This is a genomic window from Aquimarina addita (genome assembly GCF_039539305.1).
GTDB lineage: Bacteria > Bacteroidota > Bacteroidia > Flavobacteriales > Flavobacteriaceae > Aquimarina > Aquimarina addita.
This window is the reverse complement of sequence record NZ_BAABCW010000015.1, coordinates 76,404-98,550: the sequence shown is the minus strand read 5'-3', so window position 1 is coordinate 98,550 and position 22,147 is coordinate 76,404. Positions and strand designations below refer to the sequence as shown.

Sequence of the window (22,147 nt, the reverse complement as noted above, 5' to 3'; positions counted from 1 at the left end):
AGTATTATTTGTGTGTTAACTTACTATTTATAATCTAAAAATTATGTTGACAATATATGTAGCTGATATGATACTTGTTTAGATAGTTATTAATTCATTACAGCCTTGGTCTGTTTGCGATCAGAAATATTTTTTTTAAAAATGCATTATTTAAAACAAGCAATTACTCTTAATGCTATTTCTAAAGCTTTTTTTCCCTGTGTTAATGAAACGATAGGAGTGGTATCATTTTGTATTGCTAGTGCAAATGTATCCAGTTCATCTAATATTGCATTATTAGAAGGAACATCAGGGTTATCAAAATAGATTTGTTTTTTTATACCTTCTGCATTTTGAAGAATCATAGCAAAATCATCTGGCTCTTTTGGAGCATCTTTCATTTTTACCACTTCACATTTTTTTTCAAAGAAATCTATAGAAATATATGCATCTTTCTGAAAGAAACGTGCTTTTCGCATATTTTTAAGTGAAATACGACTTGCTGTTAAATTGGCAACACATCCATTTTCAAATTCAATTCTGGCATTAGCGATATCCGGAGTTTCACTAATGACTGATACACCACTGGCACTAATATTTTTTACTTCAGAATGTACTACACTAAGAATGGCATCAATATCGTGGATCATTAAATCTAACACTACAGGTACATCAGTGCCACGCGGATTAAATTCGGCAAGGCGATGAGCTTCAATAAACATAGGATTGTCAATTTTACTTGCCACAGCAGTATATGCCGGGTTAAAACGCTCTACATGCCCCACCTGACCTTTTACATTGTGTTTCTTTGCCAATGCTATAAGTTCCTCAGCTTCAGCTACCGTATTGGTAATTGGTTTTTCAATAAATACATGTTTACCAGCTTCAATTGCTTGTTTTGCTACATCAAAATGAGCAAAAGTAGGAGTGACAATATCTACCACATCCACGGCATCAATTAATTCTTGTAAAGAATTAAACTGTTGATAACCAAATTCTTCTGTAATAGCTTTCGCATGTTTTTCATTCGGATCAAAAAATCCTATAAGTTGATAGTTTTCTGATTGTTCTAAAAGACGTAAATGAATTTTTCCCAGGTGTCCTGCGCCAAGTATACCGGCTTTGAGCATATTGTAATATTTTACACAAAAATAGTATTATTTATAAATTATGAATCTTAATTCTTTCTAAAATGTCAAATAATCAATCTAAAGGCATAATAGTTTGTCAATCTTTAAAATCTTTATGTAATTTTAGCGAGCTAAACGACACCAATGAAATCTAAAGATACGCTCAAACATGCCGGTAAAAGAAAACAACTGGTTGATATATTAATCAAAAAAGAAATAAAAGATAGTGAGGTTCTGGCCGCTATAAATAAAATCCCAAGGCATTTATTTATGGATTCTGGCTTTGATGATCACGCGTATCAGGATAAAGCCTTCCCTATAGGTGCTGATCAAACTATTTCTCAGCCTTTTACTGTCGCTTTTCAGACCGAGTTATTAGAAGTAAAACGAGGTGATAAAATATTAGAAATCGGAACAGGTTCTGGATATCAAACTGCTGTTCTGTGTGAGTTGGGCGCTAAAGTGTATAGTATAGAGAGACAGCAAGAGTTGTTTAAGAAAACAAAACTGTTTTTACCTAAATTAGGATATCGACCAAAGCACTTATCTTTTGGCGATGGTTATAAAGGATTAGTAGAGTATGCTCCCTATAAAGGAATTATTGTTACGGCTGGAGCACCGTATGTACCTAAACCATTATTAAGTCAGTTAGCTATTGGAGGGCGCCTGGTAATTCCGGTAGGTAATGATCCTCAGGTAATGACACTTTTTATTCGCAAAAGTGAAAAAGAATTTGAGAAACGTGAGTTTGGAGAGTTTCGTTTTGTACCACTGTTAGAGGATAAGAACTAAGTAAAGGTAGTCTTTAAGTCCATTTTTACCATAAGGAAAAAGATGGATTGTCAATTAAAAAAATGGATCAGAATTTAGATAGATACTTTAAAGAAATCATCTATAATGACGCATGGATGATTGCAGTTTTGAAACTTGTCAGGGATTTAAATCTAAACGATTGCTGGATTGGAGCAGGGTTTGTTAGAAATAAAATATGGGATCATTTACATGGAGAAAAGAGAACAAAACTTAATGATATTGACGTCATATATTATGATCATTCAAAATCATCTAAAGAATGCGATTTATTAATAGAAAATAAATTAAAGATAAAACAATCCATATTAAATTGGTCTGTAAAAAATCAGGCCAGGATGCATATCAAAAATAAACACAATCAATATACAGATTGTAATGAAGCAATTTCATTTTGGCCAGAAACAGCCACCTCTCTAGCCGTAAGACTCAACGCCAAAAATCAAATAAGATATATTGCACCCTATGGTTTAGAAGATTTATTTAATCTTACAGTAAATCCTACTCCTCACTTTGATTTGACTACTTATAATGAGAGGGTTAAGAAAAAAGGTTGGATACAAAAATGGAACAGATTAGAAATAAATACTACAAATAATATGGTGCTTAAAAAATAACTTATAGTAATTGAATGAGTTCTTAGATCTACTTATAATCTTTCTTAATGCGATCTAATGTACGTTTATTATCTCTATCCTTTATAGTTTCCCTTTTGTCATATAGCTTTTTACCACGTGCTAAAACAATATCCAGCTTAGCTAATCCTCTATCATTAACAAATAATCGGGTAGGGATAATGGTAAGTCCTGAATTTTTCACTTCTTTCTCTAATTTTTTTAATTCTTGTTTGTTAAGGAGTAACTTTCGTTCACTTTTAGGACTGTGATTAAAATATGTGGCATGAGAGTACTCCTCTATATTCATATTAATTACAAACAATTCCCTTCCATTATGGAATTCACAAAAGCTTTCTGCGATCCCGGCTTTCCCTTCTCTGATGGCTTTAATTTCTGTGCCAGCTAGTTTGATACCAGCAGTATATTTATCCAAAAATTCATATTCGAATTTGGCTTTTCTATTCAGTATATTGATTTTATTCTTATTCTTATTCATAATAGTATTTTATTGCGTCTATCCGCAACAATGACAAAAGTACAAAAGCTTTCTTTAAAGAAAGTACTGTTTGTAAATGATTGTTTTAACTATGGTTCTTGTAGTTGAATAGTTGTTATTTTTCCATCAGGTGCAAGTTGAATATCCATAAGTAAAGTGCCTTTTTCGAAGAGTATAGAATAGCTATATACATTTTCTACTTCTTCAATAAATATAAATTCCTTAAGGTTTCCAAATTGACCATAGCAGCCTTTAACGAATTGAGTAATTCCTTCTTTAGTCATTTCTTCTTGTGCCTGTGTGCTATATAATTCAAAAATAGCGTCGGTTTCTTGTGCATTAAAATGTTCTTGGAATTTTTGTAATGTAGATTCATATGCAGCAGTATTCTGCGCTACCAATGTAGATGTCATTAATACAGCAAAAAGTAAAAGAGTGTGATGTATCAGTTGCATTTTTATTAAATTTTAAGTTTGTTAAAATAGGTATCATTTTTAAGTTTTGAAAATAATTAACTTTATAACCTGATTTTTTAAACACGCGCTGTCAAAAAAATTATGAATTTTGATGTATGTTATGATTTTATATTTCGACAAAAGTTACCTAATTAACCTATATTAAAATATGAATTCAGTAAAGAAATTTCTAATGCTATTTTTCATACTAATAGCCGTATGGTTTATGATAAGCTTTGGTCAGTTTTCTGCTCAGGATATTATCCAGAAAACCATAGAGAATGCTGGAGGATCCAAATTTGAAGATGCTATCATTGACTTTACTTTTAGAGGAAAACAATATCGTAGTGAACGTAGTAATGGATTATATCGGTTAGAGCGACGTATAGAAAAAGGTGATGACTTACTGCATGATGTTCTTACTAATAATGGATTGTCAAGAACTGTCAATAATTGTCATCAGCAAGTGCCAGATTCACTCGTGGCTCGTATCAGTGATGGTATTAATTCTGTTCATTATTTTGCAAATTTACCTTATGGTTTAAATGCAGCGGCAGTCCGTAAGAAAATGGTAGGGGAGGTTACGATAAGAGGAAATTTATATTATAAAATGCATATAACTTTTGATGAGGAAGGCGGCGGTACAGATTTTGAAGACGAGTTTATGTATTGGATACACAAAGAAAACTATACCGTAGATTATTTTGCATATAAATATGCAGTTAATGGTGGCGGAATAAGGTTTAGAGAAGCGTATAATCCAAGAATTATAGAAGGCATTCGGTTTGTTGATTATAAAAATTACAAGACAGATGATATATCTACCTCATTAGCTACGCTAGATACCCTTTTTGAGAAAAATCGGTTGCAATTACTTTCTGTAATAGCGTTGGAAAATATATATGTGTATATGCTAGAAAATCAGTTGTAATTTTCGAGATGATCCGTAATTGTATCACCTTTGATAGTTATGGTGAATAGATTACTGTAGTCTTCTTCGTTAATATCTTTATACTTTTGTTTACCAATTATTTTATTGACTAAATCAGGTATTGTATTACTATGACCTACTATTACAGACGTCTTATTATTTGTTTTTAGTTTAAAATCATCTGTATATAAATCTCGGGGATCGTAGGTGATGATTTCTGTTTTTTTACTTTTTGCTATTGGAGTGGCTGTTTGTATTGTTCTTTTTGTATCGGTACTAAAGACAAAATCAATAGTAGTCTCTTTAAACATTTCTGCCAGGTTATTTGCTCTAAGTATTCCTGCTGCAGTCAGATCAGGATCAGAAGAATCGCTGATGTTTTTTTCCGCGTGTCTTACTAAAATATACTTGGTTATATTAGAATTCTTGCTTTTTTTCTGAGCACACCCATTAAAAACAATGAGGCAAAGGAGAAGATATAGTATACGATATGATTTCATTATTCTAAGATAAGCGTTTCAATTAATTCGAGCAAGATAAATTGATTGATTTGAATAGAAGGAGGATTAAAATTATTGTCAGATACCAGGATTAAGGATTGATTACCGTTTGATAACGTAGGTCCAAAAGTTATATCCTCTATATTATCAACAATACGATCAGTTAACTGGTCTCTTACAGATTCTAAATCAAACAATAGTTTTTTAGTAGCACTTACTGGTCTTTTATCATTTAGTGATAAAAAGTTCAAAGTATTGGTAGCTTTTTCTGTATTTGCCAGATAAATTCTTACAGTATTTCCTTGTGATCCATAACCTGCAGCATATCCACGTTCTATGCATAAGAATTGATGTTGCGAAAGTTGTATGATTCCTGTGACTCCATTCACGCCAAATTGATCTTTAGGGTCTTTAGCGATTTTATCAAGAGGGTACGTGAATTGATAGTCAGCTTTCTTAGATGCCATATCAAAATGTGTAATTCTGATTGGTGCACCCGTATTTGTAAAAGTAGGCATTGCACCATCTTGTTCTAACGTTCCCTCCATAGCAACCCAGTATCCTTGACCTTGTATGTCTTTTGCTAAACCTTCAAGCGCTTTATTATGTCTGGGTTGATTTTTTTGACCAGAAGCATCCGCAAGAAAATTGGATGGAAGTATCAGTTGATCAATATAATTGCCCTCTGAATCTGTTAAAAAAACAGAAGGATCCTGATTATTTTTAATAGATCCTTCACTGGAAAAAATCAATGTGTCTTTATCAAATGCTCTGATGGATTCGATATCAACTGCGCTAGAGGTAAAAAAATGATGTTTAGAGTCTTTTAATTTTACTACTGTGTCAAATGTTATTTTTAAAAAAGAATTATTTTCTATTAATATGGATGCCTTGTAAAACCTGGGGCTTTTGGGATCATCACAAGCAATATAATATTTGTTTTCTGCAGCGCGATATTCTATGCCAGATAACCCACCGATGGTAGAGCTTTTAAAAATAGAATCATCTTGTATAACATATTCATCTAGGTATTTGATTTCATACGTCTTTTTAGTTGAAGTTTTTTCTATGTTTTGGCAGGATACAATAAAACTGCTTAACATAAAGAATAAAATAAAGACATCTATTTTTTTTAGGGACATGACTATAAGTTAGATGCACAAAAATAAGTTTTTATGAAGTCTTTTTGAGAATTAGCATAAAAACTATTATTGTTCAAGAGGAGCAGTTACTTTGGTTAATAGAATACTCTTAGGTTTTATGCTGGATGTAGTGGATAGAACCAAGATATTTAGACTCAGAAATCAGAATGATGAGTGTTCGTTTTCTGATTTACGTAGCAAGGTGCTTTTTCTTATATCTCGTACCCTTGAGTTGAGGTAGTTTATTTTAATTTTTTATAGAAAGGAAATATTTGTTCTCTTGAGAGCCTTTATTGGTAGTTCAAGATCAACTAATGATTAAGGAAATTGAGTATAAAAAAACCTCTGGATAATTTTAATAAATAACCCAGAGGTAAATGTTAGTTTACGATAAGAATTGTTTAATAGGCTACAAATTTTCTTGATGCCACATTGTTTTCTGAGGTTACTTGCAGGATATAGCTTCCCGTATTTAGTGATTCAATATTAATTTCAGGGACGTCAGAATCTATTTTATTAATAAGTACAGTTTTTCCACTCATATCATAAATTACAGCGTTATCAATTTTTATAGAAGAATCAATGGTTAAGATATTGCGTGAGATATCTGTGTATATTTCTATTTTATTGCCATCCAATAAAAATTCATCAATAGAAAGTGCACTGCTACTTAATGGATTATAAAGATTCCCTGTCATTGTGTATAGATAAAGGTTTCTGAGTATCGCTGCAAAATAAGCAGTAGAGGTTTGACTTTTTAATGTTGTATATGCTTGATTTACCTTGTTTTGGTCTGATGAAGATTGTAAAGCAGTAGCAAAAGATCCGGTAAAGACAGGATCAGTATAATTGCCTATGACGGTTCCATCTTGTTTGTAACCAGCTTTAATTTGATCAATTCCACCTTTAGAATCTACAAAGTTTTCACATTTCTGCACATAATTTAAGGCTCTGGAATCACCATACCAAAGATAATCTGTTGCAATTCTCCAAGGAGTTCTACCCGCATCATAGTAAAAAGTTTTGCCAGCTTCGTGAGCCCAGGGAACTATTTCAGAATAAGACCCATCAGCTTTACACCAATCAGAAACTAAGCAATCTACCGCGTTGTTTACAGAAAGATTCGCATTAAGAATTTGATATGTTTTATCTACAACTGCATTCCAAAATGAACTGTCATTTGTGAATTCTCCAAAAACTTTAAAGTAACCAGGTGCAAAATAAGAAGGATTGGTGTTTTCTGAACCTCCCCACGCGTCTCCTGGTTTTAATACATATGTATTTGCTTCAACTTCATGTTGTTTCATAGCAGCAATTAAATTCCTAGCGTCCTGATGATAATCAAACGTACTGTTATTTCCAAAACGATTTCCTGCAATTATCAATGCAATAGCGGCATCTAATTCTGCATCTGTAGCACCATTTTGTCCAACAACCGTAGAACATCCTTCTATTTTCCAGTTCATCACCCCATTACCATTCATATGAGTTTTGTAATAAGTCCATAGACCATCTAATAATTCTTTATCATTAGCGTAAGCAGCTAGTAACATTCCGTATGCAATTCCTTCTGATACAGAGAATCCCGGTTGATCAAATTTTATTCTTGCTGCATTATTGCTGCAATTGGCATCAACAAAATTGTTTTTCCAGGAGATATAACTGTCTTTTATATCATTTGTACCAATATTCGTTGGTTTTAAGCCAAAAGGATAAGAAGCATTGTCATAATTAATAACAGCGTTTTGCGATTTAATGTGAGGAATGTAAATAATACTTAGAAAAAAGAAAATAAAAGTAATCTTGAAATTCATGATGGTTTTAATAAAAGTTGATTGAAAAAATTAATTGTTTTTCTTCAACGAGCTAGGATTACTTTTAGTGTGTAAAGATTGTTTTTTTATTTAGATGTATTGCGGTATGGAAAATATGTCTTATTTCTGAGAACTATAAAGCGAATAACTTTAACCCCCGTAGATATTATAGAAGTGACTGGAGTATAAAAAGAAAGTAAGCCTGAATATATATATGGTTTATAAATTACCCGAATATCCCTAATTGGCAAACAACGATACCCATAGATATTAAAGCAATCGCTAGAAAAGCAATAAAAAAATAGGTGCTGTTTTTATTATAAAAAGGTTTTAGATCTCTGGAGTACCTCATGTTGATTAAGTTTTAGAGATTATTGTGTATATATAGGACGCTATAAAAATAAAGATGTTACACTTTTTTAGGTTTCAATTCGGAAATTCTTTCATTAAAGGACTTAGCATCTAATGGATTAACAATGGATTTAAACAATTCCATGTATTGTTCAGTATGATTCCAGCGTTTTTGTTTTAACAAATTAAAATGCACAAAAGAGCTCCATAATACAGCTTTTAGTTCTGTTTTATTATGATTCCACATCCTGATTTCTACATTTAATTCATTTTCTGAGAAAGAAAATAATTGAGAGTCAATAAGTACATGTTCCATTAATAAAGCTGGTTTTAAATAGGCAATCTGATTCGTTCCGACTACCCAGCTAACACCTTGGGTTTGCGCCATTTTGAAAAGATCTAAACCATAATGCTCGATAATTTGATCTTCTCTAGCATTAATCATATAATTAAGATATTCTGCATTGTTAAGATGGTTAAAAGGATCACAATCCTGAAATCTAATAATAGCTTTGGTTTCTGGTGTTTTTAGTATTGTTTTCATAAGTTTTGTTTTTAAAGGTAAATAGTGCTCTTGTTTCAATTTAATAGCATTTTTACAATGCATTTTATACCAAATGGTATATTTTGAGTTAAAAAAATTAAATTTTTAATTCGGTACGAATCAAAACATCTATCTGATCCATAGTTTCTAATAAATAACTATTATCATTCATGGTATGTGTCATAAAAATGGCTCCAATGATCATAGTATATAGTCTTTTAGCATATAACATTGAATCAATATGTAGATGTATTTCTTCTGTCTGTTTTCCTGCATCAATAAGTTTACTAACGTTATTTTGTATTTTAGTAATGGTGTGTTGTACGTGTTGAAAAACTAGTGAGCTTTGATGTTTAGCATCTACTCCAGTATTCAGTATAGGGCAACCACCCATTTCTTTACTGTAATCATAGTAATTTCTATAAAAATCAGTAACGAGAAATAATTTTCTAATAGGAGAGTTACTTTGGGATTGATGATCTGTAATACGTTTTAACATACTCTTTACCGTACTGGTAAAAGTTGCAATAGCTAGTTCTTCTTTATTTTTGAAATTACCATAAATAGCACCTTTAGTTAATCCGGTAGCTTTGGTTATGTCACTAAGACTAGTTGCTGAATATCCGTTTTTATTAAAAATAGGAGCAACGGTCTGAATAATGAATTCTGTTGTTTGTTCGGCTTTTGTGAGCATTTTCAAAAACATTTATTTTCAAATATACTAAAAAATATACCAATTGGTATATTCTAAATAGAAATAAGTGTTTAAATGAATTATAGAGGTACTAAAAAAGCAGAAGATCTCTTTTTATTTAAATAAAAAGAAATCTTCTGTTTGTTTTAATTTATATTTATTTCAGTTCTAAAAGTTTTTTAGAATTGTATTAGGAAACGGCATCTGTTTGATTTCTAAATACCAAAGTGCCATCAAAAGAATCTAACAGGATGATACTATCAGTAGTAACCTTACCAGAAAGAATTTCTTTAGACAATTGATTTAGTACTTCTTTTTGTATCGTTCTTTTCACTGGGCGAGCACCAAATTCTGGTTGGAACCCTTTTTCTGCAAGTACTCCAATTGCTTCATCAGTAGCATCCAGTGTTATATTTTGCTGTTCGAGCATTCTGGATACTTGTTTAAGTTGCAATCTCACAACGTCCATTATATTAGTCTTTGTCAGTGGAGTAAACATAATGACGTCATCAATTCTGTTTAAAAATTCGGGCCTTACGGATTGTTTTAGTAATCCCATAACTTCGATTTTAGCACTTTCCATGGCGGTATCAACATCTTTTACTGCTTCAAATTTTTCCTGTATAATATGACCTCCCATATTACTGGTCATGATAATGATGGTGTTTCTAAAATCTGCGGTTCTTCCTTTGTTATCTGTTAATCGACCCTCGTCTAATACTTGTAACAGAATATTAAAGGTGTCTGGATGCGCTTTTTCGATCTCATCCAGTAATACTACAGAGTATGGTTTTCTTCGCACAGCTTCTGTTAACTGTCCGCCTTCTTCATAGCCTATATATCCGGGAGGTGCTCCTACCAATCGACTTACAGAATGTTTTTCTTGATATTCACTCATATCGATTCGAGTCATAGCACTTTCATCATCAAAAAGGTACTCTGCTAGTGCTTTTGCTAATTCAGTTTTACCTACGCCAGTAGTTCCTAAGAATAGAAAAGATCCTATTGGTTTCTTTTGGTCTTGTAATCCGGCACGACTTCTTCTTACGGCATCACTCACTGCCTGGATAGCTTCTTTTTGACCAACAACCCGTTTTTGCAATTCTTTTTCTAATAGCAATAACTTTTCACGATCACTTTGTAACATCTTAGTTACAGGGATACCGGTCCATTTTGCTACCACTTCAGCGATATCATCCGTGGTTACTTCTTCTTTGATTAAAGATGATTTACTTTGCTGCTGATCTAATTGTATTTGTAGCTCTTCTAATTTTTCCTGAGCATCTTTGATTTTTCCGTACCGCAATTCTGCCACTAATCCATAATTGCCATTTCGTTCAGCCCGTTCAGCTTCCAATTTGTATTCTTCAATATTGGTTTTTGTGTTTTGAATGGCATCTACAACTTCTTTTTCACTTTGCCATTTAGAAAAAATTTCATTTCGCTCTTCTTTAATGTTAGCAAGATTAGCATTTAATGCCTTTAGCTTTGTTTTGTCATTTTCACGTTTGATCGCTTCAATTTCAATTTCCAGTTGCATAATTTTGCGATCCAATACATCCAGGTTTTCTGGCTTTGAGTTAATTTCCATACGAAGTTTAGACGCTGCCTCATCCATCAGGTCTATTGCTTTATCTGGTAAAAAACGATTTGTAATATAGCGCTGAGATAATTCTACGGCGGCTATAATTGCTTCATCTTTGATTCTGACTTTGTGATGTGTTTCGTACTTTTCCTTGATTCCTCTCAGAATTGAAATCGCACTTTCTGTATCGGGTTCTTCTACATTAACTTTCTGAAAACGTCTTTCTAATGCTTTATCTTTTTCAAAATATTTTTGATATTCATCTAATGTGGTGGCTCCAATAGCTCTTAACTCACCGCGTGCCAAAGCTGGTTTTAAGATGTTTGCAGCATCCATTGCTCCCTGGCCACCTCCAGCTCCAACCAGTGTATGAATTTCATCAATAAAGAGTACGATATTGCCATCACTAGAGGTTACTTCTTTTATAACAGCTTTTAGTCGTTCTTCAAACTCACCCTTAAATTTAGCGCCAGCAATTAATGCACCCATATCCAAAGAATAAATTTGTTTGTCTTTTAGATTTTCGGGGATGTCACCAGCTATAATGCGATGAGCCAATCCTTCTGCAATAGCTGTTTTACCCACACCAGGTTCTCCCACAAGCATTGGGTTGTTTTTGGTACGACGAGAAAGAATTTGCAAAATTCTACGAATTTCTTCATCTCTCCCAATAACAGGGTCTAGTTTACCGCTCTCTGCTAATTGATTTAAGTTTTTAGCATATTTGTTTAAGGATTGATAGGTTTCCTCTGCACTTTGTGATGTAACACGTTCTCCATTTCTAATTTCATTGATCGCTTCTTTTAGATCTTTTTCTGAAACGCCTTGATCTTTTAGAATTTGAGCAATTTTGCTTTTAGATTTAAAAATAGCGATGACTACATGTTCAATAGATACATACTCATCGTTCATGTTTTTAGAAATAATATTGGCTTCATTCAAAGTCTTTGAAGCTTCTCTCGATAATTGCAACTCTCCACCCGTTACTTTAGGAAAACTATCTAAGGTGCTGTCCAATATCTGTTGTAGGAGAGTAAGGTTTACGTTTAATTTTTTTAATAAAAAAGGAAGCACATGTTCATCTACTTTAAAAATAGCTTTAAAAATATGTTCATTTTCTATCTGTTGATGGCCTAACTCTTGAGCAAGCTGCTGAGCATGCTGGATGGCTTCTTGTGATTTTATAGTGAAATTATTAAAATTCATAATTATTTATTTTGGTTTGATCCAAGAAGATCAAATTGTATTCCCATTAGAGTATAATGTCAAAATGTCTTGAAAATTTTGTTGCCAAGGTGACTTTTTGACACAATGTAAGCATTCTTATACTGTTACGACCAATACCTGATTACTTTTCATAATAAGAATCATTTTGATTAAGTTTGTATAGAATAAAATATAAGAAAAATAATGGGTTTATTTGATAAAATATTTGGATCAGGAGATAAAGAACCAAAAGAAGAAAAACAAGCGTTACCTTGGCAAGAGTTAAAAACTATCGAACAGCTCAATTCAATTGCAGAAGGTTCTAAGACAAAAACGCAAGCCATTTTTAAACACTCCACTCGTTGTGGTATCAGTAAAATGGTATTTCGTAATTTTGAAAGTAGTTTTGATCTATCGGAAAATCAAGTAGACTTATACTATTTGGATTTATTAAATTACAGAGATATTTCTTCAGAAATCTCAGCAAAATTTCAGGTGCTTCATGAATCTCCACAATTTATTGTAATTCGTAATGAAGTTGCGGTTCATCATGCATCACATAGCGAAATTACACCACAGGTATTGCATCAGTTTATATAATCGATAGCTTATTTGTGAGTTTACTTGGCTTGAACTCTTAATTAAATTGGTATGTTTTAATAATATTTCTTAATTTATTTTTTAGGTCTTCACCAGAATCATAGACCATCTGTTCGTTTGTAGGAAATCGAACCGCTTGTAATCCAAGAAATTGCCTTAAATCATCGTCTAAAGCACGTTTGTCACCATTATAATTAGCATAAACGTGCTGAAATACATATTCACTCGATAGCGGGAACGCGTCAAGAAGCTGTTTAGAGCTTATATTTTTATACTGTACATTACCAGAAATATTTACTCTTTTATATTGAGTGTATTCATAATATTCGCATCTTACTTTTTTCATGGTATCTACTTTTATCTTTTTACCATCTTCACCAAGAATGAATTCTCCTTCATTATTAGTAAGATATTCCCAACCGTCTTTTACTACTTTTTCTTTTTCTAATTGTCGTTCTCTTATTTTTTCGGGAGAAATATTTATTCTTCTTAAAGCTACTTCCATAGCATAATCATAGGTAATTGATCGCTGAGGTTTGCTGTGATAAACAGTCCATAAATCATCTAATCCATAGGTGTCAAAATTAAGTAAATCTGCTTCTAATCTTTTAGGGATAATTACATTCGTTTTATTTCTTATGGTCACTTTCACAAAATCAGTTCCTTTGTAATGTGCTTCCTCGATAAGGGTGTTTGTATCTTTATAATTAGGGGTGATTTTGTTTAAGTAGATTAAATCATCATAAGCATCGCGATACTCCACTTTTGTGGTAGCTTTAGAAATTAGTGTATTGGCATTTTGATACAGATATATTGATAGTTTTTTCTTAGTAGCTATAATTCTTTCATTGTAATTATCCATTACTATATCTACTTTTCTTTTTTGAGCGACGTGATAAAGTGGTAAAATAGGACTAATACGTTCTTGTCTGTTTTTTAATGTATTATAAGTGTTGTAAATACGTTCCAAATTAGCTGAATTCCCTTCTTTTTCTAAGAAATCAATTGCATTAAGGTCACGTTGCACGGCTTTTGCAAATGCCTCTTCTAACATTAGCATGTAAGGTTGTTTTCCTTTTTTATTCTTATTAGCGCTAAGTTTACTGAGTGCAATAGAAATAGCTTCATCATAGTCTCCGGTATTTAGTGCTTTTTCGGTTTTCTTTACACTATTACAAGAAAATATCAAAATTAGGGTCATTACCAGGAGTAGAAATCTATTCATAATTAATCGTGTTTGGGGTAGTATTAAACAACTTTGATGCCAGAAGATAATAAAAAAACCTCGGATAGCAGGTATCCGAGGTTTTTGAATAAATCGTACTGTTTTTTATTTCTTATATACGGGCAGTAATTTAGTTGATACCTCTCCAAATCCTATTCGTACTCCGTTTTTCTCACAATGACCTCTGATAATTACAGTATCATTATCGTCAATAAACTTTCTGCTTCCGCCTTCTTTTAATTGTACGGGTTTTTCTCCTCTCCAGCTTAACTCTAACATAGATCCATAAGAATCCGGAGTAGGCCCGGATATAGTACCACTGCCCATTAAATCCCCTGAATTTACAGGACAGCCATTTATCGTATGATGTGCTAATTGTTGAGACATATTCCAATACATATGTTTGAAATTGCTTTTAGAAACGACAGTTTCTTTTAAATTTTCAGGTTTAATAGCTACTTCCAGATTGATATCAAAACTTTTAGCACCTTTATATTGTAAATAGGGGAGTTGTTCTTTGATCGGCTTAGGGCTTGCGGTTCGATAGGGTTCTAGTGCATCAAGAGTCACAATCCAGGGGGAAATGGAAGAAGCAAAATTCTTAGCAAGAAAAGGTCCTAGAGGAACATATTCCCATTTTTGAATATCACGAGCACTCCAATCGTTAAATAATACCAATCCAAAAATATAATCTTCTGCTTCCGCAATTGGAATAGGCTCTCCTAATAAATTAGCATCGGTAGTTATAAATGCCATTTCTAATTCAAAATCAACTAATCGAGAAGGACCAAAAATAGGTTGATCTTCTCCATTTACCAGTTTTTGACCTTGTGGACGATGTACAGGGATATCTGATGGTATAATAGAACTACTACGACCGTGATAGGCTACAGGCATGTGTAACCAGTTAGGTAATAAAGCGTTATCAGGATCTCTGAACATTTGCCCTACATTAGTTGCGTGCTCAATACTACTGTAAAAATCAGTGTAATCACCAACACTTACAGGAAGTTGCATTTCAATTTCTTCTAGCGTAAACAGCACTATCTTTCTGTGTTCCTCATTATTTTTTAAACGATCATTTTCTTCATCAAAAATTTCTGCAATTCTATTCCTAACCAATCTCCAGGTCTTTTTTCCGTCAGAAATAAAATCGTTTAGAGAATCTTGTAAAAAAATGTCATCCGTTAATGGAATACCTTCAAAATATCCAAGTTGATGCAGTGCTCCCAGATCGATAGCGGTATCTCCAATACGGGTACCTATAGTAATAATGTCATCTCTGGTCAGAAAGACACCAAAAGGAATATTCTGAATAGGAAAATCCGTTTTGGCTCGAGTCTTGATCCAGGTTTTTCTGGTAGGATTGTTTGCTGTTATGGGCATTGTATTTTTTTTAGAATGTTGTTGGTTACTTATCTAATCAAATATATAATTTTAGAACGTTTTAAATATTTTATTTATGTGAAAGTTAATTAAAAATTACGATTTTTCTAATTGTGAAGAAAATGTTTATATTTATTAGTATTCCATGATCTTATGTTAAGGAATGTTTATATTTTTGCGCCACTATTTATAAACTATATAACATGCAACGCGACGAACAGATTTTTGACTTAATTCAGGACGAGAAAGAGCGCCAAATTAACGGATTAGAGCTTATTGCCTCTGAAAATTTTGTTAGTGAACAAGTGATGGAAGCAGCTGGTTCTGTTTTAACAAATAAATATGCCGAGGGATATCCTGGAAAGCGATATTATGGAGGATGCTCTGTAGTAGACGTAGTGGAGCAAATTGCTATTGATCGAGCTAAGGAATTATTTGGGGCCGAGTATGCCAATGTACAACCTCATTCTGGATCGCAAGCGAATACAGCAGTTTTTCATGCATGTATTAAACCTGGGGATAAGATTTTAGGATTTGATCTTTCTCACGGAGGACATTTAACTCATGGATCTCCGGTTAATTTTTCTGGTAGATTATACACTCCGGTTTTTTATGGAGTGGAGAAGGAGACGGGTAGATTAAACTATGATAAGATTCAGGAAATTGCAACTGCAGAAAAACCTAAGCTTATTATCGCAGGAGCGTCTGCATACTCCAGAGAGATAGATTATAAAAGATTTAGAGAGATAGCAGATAGTGTAGGTGCAATTTTGATGGCTGATATAGCACATCCTGCAGGATTGATTGCTAAAGGTGTGATTGCTGATCCGGTTCCTCATTGTCATGTAGTAACGACAACAACACATAAAACCCTAAGAGGACCACGTGGTGGTTTGATAATTATGGGTAAAGATTTTGAGAACCCATTTGGGATCACTCTAAAAAACGGAAAAAAACGTATGATGTCCTCTTTAATGGATAGTGCCGTTTTTCCGGGTAATCAAGGTGGACCTTTAGAACATATTATTGCAGCAAAAGCAATTGCATTTGGAGAAGCATTAACAGATGAGTTTTTACATTATATCATTCAGGTAAAGAAAAATGCAGCTACCATGGCAGAGGCTTTGGTAGAGAAAGGGTATCAAGTAATTTCTGAAGGTACTGATAATCACATGATGTTGATCGATCTTCGTAATAAAGGAGTTACAGGTAAACAAGCAGAAGAAGCATTAGGAGTTGCAGAAATCACAGTGAATAAGAATATGGTGCCGTTTGATGATAAGTCGCCATTTGTTACATCTGGTATTCGTATTGGAGTTGCTGCAGTTACTACTCGTGGATTAAAAGAAGATGATATGCTTGCGATAGTAGAACTGATTGATCGTGTTATCGTTAATTTTGAAAATGAAGAAGAATTACATAAGATAGCTAATGACGTAAATACAATGATGGCAGATAAGCCCTTATTTGTAGGATAAATAAACTACTATTCATTATACAAATTAATTTTATTATAAAAAACGCATTGCTTTTTAGTGATGCGTTTTTTTGTAAAAGTACCGTATGGATCAATTATTTGCTGATGTCAGTAGTTAGGGTGTCATTACTTACTTTCAACATGATCATGGTTTTTCTTCATAGAATACATAGTTATGATTTAGTAAGCGTATGAAATTAATGTTTAAAAAATGATCCTTTGCGATTTAAAAGTACAGAAGTCATAATAATAAAGGAGCCTATCATTACAGAAACATCTGCCATATTAAAAACTTCAGTTTTAATAAATCCCAAATCCATGATTAAAAAATCAGTTACAGATCTATAAATAATACGATCGTATATATTACCAATTCCACCACCCACAATAAAGGTAATACCGATAATTGTTTCCTTAGAATACTCTGTTTCTTTAATAATTTTAAACAATAGGAAAAACAAAACTAATAGAGGTAGAGCTTGTAATAGGATTATTTTTAAAGTATATGGAAGTTCTGAACCGATACTATACGCTGCTCCTGTATTTTCTACTTTGGTTAATATTAAGTTATCATTGAAAACTTCGATCCTCTGGTTTTTGTCAATGGTGTTGCGAACGATATTTTTAGAGATTTGGTCACAACTTATATTCATTAATACTATACATACAATGAGTATTATTCTAATTTTTCTGTTTATTTTCAAAATGATAGAATTGCGGTTAGTATTCTAATGACGATAAAACTTAACAAGAATTACAGGAGAAATAATAATAATGTACTATAATTGGGATATTGATATTCTAGTAATCGCTATTTTTTTTAGAAGATATGAACTAACGGTATTGCGTTGTATCTGGATTAGATATTTTATAAAACACACAAGATTCTAGAGCAGGATATGTGTTCAATTTAGGGTGTTTGAAATTCTTAATTTTATGCATTCCTATTTTTTTCATGATAAGTTCTGATTTTACATTGATTTCTGAAGCTACAGAATAAATAGTTTGTAAACCAATTTTATTAAAACCATAATCCAGACACGCTCTTGCTCCTTCTGTAGCAAAACCCCGATTCCAGATGCTTTTTTTTAACCTCCATCCAATGTCTACAAATGGTGACAGTTCTGTTATATAAGATTGACTGCAAAGCCCTATAAATCCTATGAATTTTTTGGTTTTTAGATGATCTACAGCGAAGTAGCAGAATTTTTTTGCTTCATAGTGTTTTTGCATTCTTAAGATGAATGCTTTTGATTCTTCTCTGGAAGGTTTAAAAGGAAAAAACTCCATGACATCATCGTCATTATTAATCTTAGAAAATTCATTAAGATCATCAATAGCCCAGTTTCTGAAACCGAGTCTTTGAGATGTAAAAAGATAAGAATTTACCACCATTATACTAAGTGTTTTTGAGTACGAAACTATAATAATCAGGCAATATAAAACAATTTAGGTTTTAAATACTAAGTCAAACTATATGATACAATTGAATTTAAAATAAAATACAGATTAGTATTTGTATGATTTTCAGGAGAGAAAATAGGGTATTTACCCTTGGTTTTTTTGGGGAAATAATATATAAATTTGGATATGTACCTAATTATTAATAATGATCATTGCGATGAGTGTTATTTATAATAAACCACTAACTAAGAAAAATATGAAAACTAAAACTACATCAGCTCTGCGAATTTTATTCGTAGTAATCATAGGGATAATGAGCTTTATATCCTGTCAAAAAGAAGGAAATAAAGATAGTAACATCAAACAGGAAGTGGCATATAATGAAGTTATAATGGATACAATTTGTTCTTGTACACCTAGCTGGTTTCCACATCAGGAAACACCTGCGCCTTTAGAAGGAAAAGGAAGTCCTTTTGACGTATCAACAACGACAAATTGTATTTTTCACCAGTGGTCTTGGCAGAAATTTTTATGGTTAACTAAACCTGATGATACGCTTCCATTATTCTTGAATCAAAGTAAAATTATACAGGTAAGTGATCTCATGGCTAAAATTCCTCAACAGGCAGGAGCGCATGTTGTGTTGACCGATACAGAACAAGCAGGGTCAGATAATGGTGTTTTAACAACTAACCCTTCTTATAATAAAGATGTAAATAAATCTTTTACTGTTTTTTATTCTATTCATACCAGTCTTACTATGATGACTGCAGCCGAGGATTTTATGGCACAATTTAAAGCAGGGACATTACCAGAAAATAATTTAGCGACCTTTCCTGTAGGGTCTTTGGAACTAAAAGTTTCGTGGGTAGAAGTAGCTGCTATTCCAGCGGATAAAATAGACAATTATTTTGTGACAGAAGCGGCTTTAAGTATTGATAATGGTGTAACTTATAAAAATACGAAGATGGCATTATTAGGGATGCACGTAGTGGGTGTCGTAGAAAATCATCCGGAATTTATTTGGGCAACTTTTGAGCATTCAGATATTGCTCCTGTATATAATTGGCAAACTAACTCTGCTGTTTCCACCACTGATAAATTATTATTTAGTAAGGGAACAACTACAGGTTTGGGAGGTATAACGTATGATAAAATTGCCAAGGCACCATTGATACCTCATAAAGTATATGACCTATTCCAATTTGGTGTTCCACGAGATGCTACTGGATTTATGACTACGAGTCAATCAGAACCGATCAATTTTGATAATATTAGTGATATTAATAATTGTGTAGCAACGAAGCTTACAGATGTCTGGAAAAATTATTTCTACGGAGGATCAATTTGGATAGATACTGATGGTATGACACCTATTGAACAAGCTAAGAAGATTGTAAGTCTTAAGGGAGCCATTGGGAAGGCGGCACCAGGATCTTCAGCACGTGGTTCTCTTAATAATGCTAACATTTCTATGGAGACTTTTACCCAAACGTTTCAGAAGGAGATTTCTAATATTGCTGTAGATAATCTGGCAAATTGTTTTTCTTGTCATAATGGAGTAAGTTATAAAAGTAACACTTCTCCTATATATCTTAGTCACATATTTGATGCTTATATCCAAGCTAGTCAAGGTAAAAAGAAGGAAGAGATTAATATGATGAAGGATCAACAACAAATAGAACAACTTCTTAAAGTTGTGAAATAATAATAAGATTCTATATAAAGAATCATACAGTTTTTAAATTATATATAAGGCTGTCAGAGATTAGACAGCCTTATACCAAAGAATGTGTTTGCGTAAATTGACTTTAGTTAGTTTGTTAGCAATTAACGTATTATTGTCTTAAGTTTATAAATGCTAGCGATTAATTATCCATCGTTTCAAAGAGTATGCTCTCATATGCCCCTATATCGGGTGCATTCATATCTCTGGGAGTCCCCAGAATATCCGTTCCTGAGGTAGGGGTGCTTGCTTTTCCATTCGCAAAGGATTCTTCTCCGATCTGTAAAAGATTGTTAGCCGAATCTTTAAAATCTATATTTTCATTTAAAAATACGTTTTCGAAAAGACTGGTGTCGCTAAAATCATATAAAGGGTTATCGTCTTCAATCTCATTTCTGGTATCATCAAAACGAATCAGACAATTCTCAAATTTATAATTAAATAGCTTGTTTGGATCTTGGATAAAACCTAACTCCAGATTATTGTTACCATAAATAATACAATTGGTAAAATTAGCCTCTAGTAAATCCAAAGGAAATGGAACATCATTTTCTAAAAAGATGACATTATCTATCAGTACAGAGGGTGTACTTCTATTGCTACTACCGCTCCAGTAATTAGCAAATGTGCAATGATTAAAGTTATAAGTACCTCCCAGTGAGCAGTTAAGAGATGATATTCCAGCATTATTGATAACAAGGTTTTCTCCTAATACATTGCCGGTACGAGCTAATAAGCCAAACAAAGCACTATTATAGATCTGAGTATTTGTAATGGTTAACGTAGGATCCGTACTCCCATCATTAGAGTCCATTAAAATCCCTAAAGTTCCATTTTTTATAGTTGCATGGTTTATTTGATGTCCGGTACTACCTGCGGTCAACCATATGAAACCCCATTGGCCAGTGACATCGCTAAAATTAGGTTCAAGGCGATCTCCTTCAAATATGACTTCATTTTCTAACAACTCAGGGTCCGTACTTACTTCACCATTGACTATTAAAGTAGCAGTATTAGAAGCTATAATCCCGGATCCTTCATGAAAATGTATTCTTGCACCAGCATCTATGGTTAAGGTTTTTCCAGGAGGAATCGCAGCGAATCCATAAATAATATAAGGCTTTTCATTGGTAAAATTCAACTCGTCATCGTCCAGAAAAAATCCTTCGATTCTTATTTCTTCTTGGTTTTCATCTTCTCCCAGTAGTAAGGATTCTACTTCTCCTGTCATATTATCTCGTGACGGAAATAAGAAAATGGCATCTTTCACTAAAGTTACTAAGTCTACATCCTGTACATTTCCCGTTGGGTCAAAAAGAATACGGTCAGTATATAAATACTCTGGTTCATTAGTTTGGTTGGTAATGTCAGTTGTAGTTTCTACAAAGACAAAAATACTATCCTTGGCTAATACCTGTATGTTTTCAAAAGACTTTCCGGGAATCCCGTCTACATTAAGTCGATAATTTGAGCTTTCTCCTTTTTCTAAAGTAATGGAGGGAATAGTAAGGTCATCATCCGTACGATTATATACTTTAAAACTATAGGTGCTGGAGCCAATATTAGTGAAAATGGTATCTAGAAATATAGTGTCAGAAGAGAACTGAAGATTACCAGTACTCGGATCTGATTCAAAATCATTGCGACAAGAACTCCATAAAATAATGATAGTGACTAAAAATAAATAGGATAAATAACGCATTCTATGTATATATAAATAACTTTAGATCATTTGACAGATCTGGTTGTATATGATTGATTTTTTAGGAATAATAAAGCCTTTTATAGTAAAAAGATACTGTACATAGTATTAGAATTTTTATTGTAATTAGCCTTGCATTCTTTCCATAGCTAAAAGTATAACTTTTTGGGCACTCGTATTATTGCTTTAGCCATAAATATTTTGCTAAATATTTCTTAGATAAAACAAATAGCTTTTTTCTAGTTGTGATGATTATTTTTAGAAACTAATTTTACTTTGGTATAAAGTAAAATTATAATTAATAGAATTCCTTGGGGGCTCTGCCTAGAGTGTAGTGTAGAATCAGAATAAAAGCATCTTGTTACCAGATTCT

The 22,147-nt window shown here is 32.7% G+C and carries 20 protein-coding genes; 6 read left to right on the top strand and 14 right to left on the bottom strand.

The genetic code is table 11. The annotated features are described in order from the left end of the window. Positions 1-146: 146 nt before the first annotated feature. On the bottom strand, positions 147-1,109 hold the full coding sequence (locus ABD816_RS16490; protein WP_344929252.1) for a Gfo/Idh/MocA family protein: 963 nt from the start codon (positions 1,107-1,109) through the stop codon (positions 147-149). A 144-nt stretch (positions 1,110-1,253) separates the two neighbouring features. Between ABD816_RS16490 and ABD816_RS16485 the strand changes: the two genes are divergently transcribed. Both ABD816_RS16485 and ABD816_RS16480 read left to right on the top strand, forming a co-directional pair. Continuing rightward, positions 1,254-1,901: a protein-L-isoaspartate(D-aspartate) O-methyltransferase gene (locus ABD816_RS16485; RefSeq protein ID WP_344929250.1), complete on the top strand. Its 648-nt coding sequence runs from the start codon at positions 1,254-1,256 to the stop codon at positions 1,899-1,901. A 62-nt stretch (positions 1,902-1,963) separates the two neighbouring features. Then, positions 1,964-2,536 carry a nucleotidyltransferase family protein gene (locus ABD816_RS16480; protein ID WP_344929248.1) on the top strand — a complete coding sequence of 191 codons (573 nt, stop codon included), beginning with the start codon at positions 1,964-1,966 and terminating at the stop codon, positions 2,534-2,536. Between the two features lie 28 nt (positions 2,537-2,564). Here ABD816_RS16480 and smpB read toward each other — a convergent pair whose 3' ends face one another. Continuing rightward, a complete protein-coding gene (gene smpB / locus ABD816_RS16475; RefSeq protein ID WP_344929246.1) occupies positions 2,565-3,032 on the bottom strand; it encodes an SsrA-binding protein SmpB in 468 nt (155 codons plus the stop codon). Positions 3,033-3,121: 89 nt separating this feature from the next. Continuing rightward, entirely contained in the window at positions 3,122-3,487 is a 366-nt protein-coding gene (locus ABD816_RS16470) for a DUF3887 domain-containing protein (protein WP_344929245.1), read from the bottom strand. Between the two features lie 193 nt (positions 3,488-3,680). Here ABD816_RS16470 and ABD816_RS16465 point away from each other — a divergent pair, with 193 nt between their 5' ends. Continuing rightward, entirely contained in the window at positions 3,681-4,418 is a 738-nt protein-coding gene (locus tag ABD816_RS16465) for a DUF6503 family protein (RefSeq protein WP_344929243.1), read from the top strand. On the opposite strand, the gene ABD816_RS16460 is transcribed toward ABD816_RS16465, so the two are convergent. The 6 genes from ABD816_RS16460 to clpB form a co-directional block, all read right to left on the bottom strand. After that, positions 4,409-4,918 carry a SixA phosphatase family protein gene (locus ABD816_RS16460; protein WP_344929241.1) on the bottom strand — a complete coding sequence of 170 codons (510 nt, stop codon included), beginning with the start codon at positions 4,916-4,918 and terminating at the stop codon, positions 4,409-4,411. The two genes, ABD816_RS16465 and ABD816_RS16460, sit on opposite strands and share 10 nt — an antisense overlap. Continuing rightward, a complete protein-coding gene (locus tag ABD816_RS16455; RefSeq protein WP_344929239.1) occupies positions 4,918-6,060 on the bottom strand; it encodes an esterase-like activity of phytase family protein in 1,143 nt (380 codons plus the stop codon). Before ABD816_RS16455 ends, ABD816_RS16460 begins: the two co-directional genes overlap by 1 nt. 401 nt (positions 6,061-6,461) lie before the next feature. Further along, a complete protein-coding gene (locus ABD816_RS16450; protein WP_344929238.1) occupies positions 6,462-7,874 on the bottom strand; it encodes a glycosyl hydrolase family 8 in 1,413 nt (470 codons plus the stop codon). 409 nt (positions 7,875-8,283) lie between these two features. Continuing rightward, positions 8,284-8,769 (bottom strand): acyl-CoA thioesterase, encoded by a 486-nt coding sequence (locus ABD816_RS16445; RefSeq protein WP_344929237.1) that lies wholly within the window; start codon positions 8,767-8,769, stop codon positions 8,284-8,286. A 97-nt stretch (positions 8,770-8,866) separates the two neighbouring features. Further along, positions 8,867-9,463: a TetR/AcrR family transcriptional regulator gene (locus tag ABD816_RS16440; RefSeq protein WP_344929236.1), complete on the bottom strand. Its 597-nt coding sequence runs from the start codon at positions 9,461-9,463 to the stop codon at positions 8,867-8,869. Between the two features lie 190 nt (positions 9,464-9,653). Then, positions 9,654-12,254: an ATP-dependent chaperone ClpB gene (clpB, locus tag ABD816_RS16435; RefSeq protein WP_344929235.1), complete on the bottom strand. Its 2,601-nt coding sequence runs from the start codon at positions 12,252-12,254 to the stop codon at positions 9,654-9,656. Positions 12,255-12,458: 204 nt separating this feature from the next. Here clpB and ytxJ point away from each other — a divergent pair, with 204 nt between their 5' ends. Further along, the gene (gene ytxJ, locus ABD816_RS16430) at positions 12,459-12,854 is read left to right on the top strand and encodes a bacillithiol system redox-active protein YtxJ (RefSeq protein WP_344929234.1); all 396 of its coding nucleotides are present in this window, start codon (positions 12,459-12,461) and stop codon (positions 12,852-12,854) included. A 37-nt stretch (positions 12,855-12,891) separates the two neighbouring features. Here the strand turns inward: ytxJ and ABD816_RS16425 are convergent, their stop codons facing one another. Together ABD816_RS16425 and fahA are read right to left on the bottom strand one after the other, a co-directional pair. Then, a complete protein-coding gene (locus ABD816_RS16425; RefSeq protein ID WP_344929233.1) occupies positions 12,892-14,079 on the bottom strand; it encodes a hypothetical protein in 1,188 nt (395 codons plus the stop codon). 105 nt (positions 14,080-14,184) lie between these two features. Further along, positions 14,185-15,465 carry a fumarylacetoacetase gene (fahA, locus tag ABD816_RS16420; RefSeq protein WP_344929232.1) on the bottom strand — a complete coding sequence of 427 codons (1,281 nt, stop codon included), beginning with the start codon at positions 15,463-15,465 and terminating at the stop codon, positions 14,185-14,187. A gap of 203 nt (positions 15,466-15,668) precedes the next feature. On the opposite strand from fahA, the gene glyA reads away from it, so the two are divergent. Beyond that, the gene (gene glyA, locus ABD816_RS16415) at positions 15,669-16,943 is read left to right on the top strand and encodes a serine hydroxymethyltransferase (protein ID WP_344929231.1); all 1,275 of its coding nucleotides are present in this window, start codon (positions 15,669-15,671) and stop codon (positions 16,941-16,943) included. 196 nt (positions 16,944-17,139) lie between these two features. Here glyA and lspA read toward each other — a convergent pair whose 3' ends face one another. Next, complete coding sequence (gene lspA / locus ABD816_RS16410) at positions 17,140-17,646, bottom strand: signal peptidase II (RefSeq protein ID WP_344929230.1); 507 nt, start codon at positions 17,644-17,646, stop codon at positions 17,140-17,142. A gap of 130 nt (positions 17,647-17,776) precedes the next feature. Beyond that, positions 17,777-18,337, bottom strand: a complete 561-nt coding sequence (locus ABD816_RS16405; protein ID WP_344929229.1) for a GNAT family N-acetyltransferase — start codon at positions 18,335-18,337, stop codon at positions 17,777-17,779. 265 nt (positions 18,338-18,602) lie between these two features. Here ABD816_RS16405 and ABD816_RS16400 point away from each other — a divergent pair, with 265 nt between their 5' ends. Further along, a complete protein-coding gene (locus ABD816_RS16400) occupies positions 18,603-20,054 on the top strand; it encodes a hypothetical protein (protein ID WP_344929228.1) in 1,452 nt (483 codons plus the stop codon). A 160-nt stretch (positions 20,055-20,214) separates the two neighbouring features. On the opposite strand, the gene ABD816_RS16395 is transcribed toward ABD816_RS16400, so the two are convergent. Then, complete coding sequence (locus tag ABD816_RS16395) at positions 20,215-21,774, bottom strand: hypothetical protein (protein ID WP_344929226.1); 1,560 nt, start codon at positions 21,772-21,774, stop codon at positions 20,215-20,217. Between the last annotated feature and the right edge of the window lie 373 nt (positions 21,775-22,147).

Coding starts and splice junctions, on each gene's coding strand:
- ABD816_RS16455 (WP_344929239.1), bottom strand. CDS start 6,060: ATGTCCCTAAAAAAAATAGATGTCTTTATTTTATTCTTTATGTTAAGC.
- smpB (WP_344929246.1), bottom strand. CDS start 3,032: ATGAATAAGAATAAGAATAAAATCAATATACTGAATAGAAAAGCCAAA.
- clpB (WP_344929235.1), bottom strand. CDS start 12,254: ATGAATTTTAATAATTTCACTATAAAATCACAAGAAGCCATCCAGCAT.
- ABD816_RS16400 (WP_344929228.1), top strand. CDS start 18,603: ATGAAAACTAAAACTACATCAGCTCTGCGAATTTTATTCGTAGTAATC.
- fahA (WP_344929232.1), bottom strand. CDS start 15,465: ATGCCCATAACAGCAAACAATCCTACCAGAAAAACCTGGATCAAGACT.
- ABD816_RS16425 (WP_344929233.1), bottom strand. CDS start 14,079: ATGAATAGATTTCTACTCCTGGTAATGACCCTAATTTTGATATTTTCT.
- ABD816_RS16450 (WP_344929238.1), bottom strand. CDS start 7,874: ATGAATTTCAAGATTACTTTTATTTTCTTTTTTCTAAGTATTATTTAC.
- ABD816_RS16465 (WP_344929243.1), top strand. CDS start 3,681: ATGCTATTTTTCATACTAATAGCCGTATGGTTTATGATAAGCTTTGGT.
- ABD816_RS16440 (WP_344929236.1), bottom strand. CDS start 9,463: ATGCTCACAAAAGCCGAACAAACAACAGAATTCATTATTCAGACCGTT.
- ABD816_RS16460 (WP_344929241.1), bottom strand. CDS start 4,918: ATGAAATCATATCGTATACTATATCTTCTCCTTTGCCTCATTGTTTTT.
- ABD816_RS16485 (WP_344929250.1), top strand. CDS start 1,254: ATGAAATCTAAAGATACGCTCAAACATGCCGGTAAAAGAAAACAACTG.
- ABD816_RS16405 (WP_344929229.1), bottom strand. CDS start 18,337: ATGGTGGTAAATTCTTATCTTTTTACATCTCAAAGACTCGGTTTCAGA.
- ABD816_RS16395 (WP_344929226.1), bottom strand. CDS start 21,774: ATGCGTTATTTATCCTATTTATTTTTAGTCACTATCATTATTTTATGG.
- ytxJ (WP_344929234.1), top strand. CDS start 12,459: ATGGGTTTATTTGATAAAATATTTGGATCAGGAGATAAAGAACCAAAA.
- glyA (WP_344929231.1), top strand. CDS start 15,669: ATGCAACGCGACGAACAGATTTTTGACTTAATTCAGGACGAGAAAGAG.
- ABD816_RS16480 (WP_344929248.1), top strand. CDS start 1,964: ATGGATCAGAATTTAGATAGATACTTTAAAGAAATCATCTATAATGAC.
- ABD816_RS16445 (WP_344929237.1), bottom strand. CDS start 8,769: ATGAAAACAATACTAAAAACACCAGAAACCAAAGCTATTATTAGATTT.
- ABD816_RS16470 (WP_344929245.1), bottom strand. CDS start 3,487: ATGCAACTGATACATCACACTCTTTTACTTTTTGCTGTATTAATGACA.
- ABD816_RS16490 (WP_344929252.1), bottom strand. CDS start 1,109: ATGCTCAAAGCCGGTATACTTGGCGCAGGACACCTGGGAAAAATTCAT.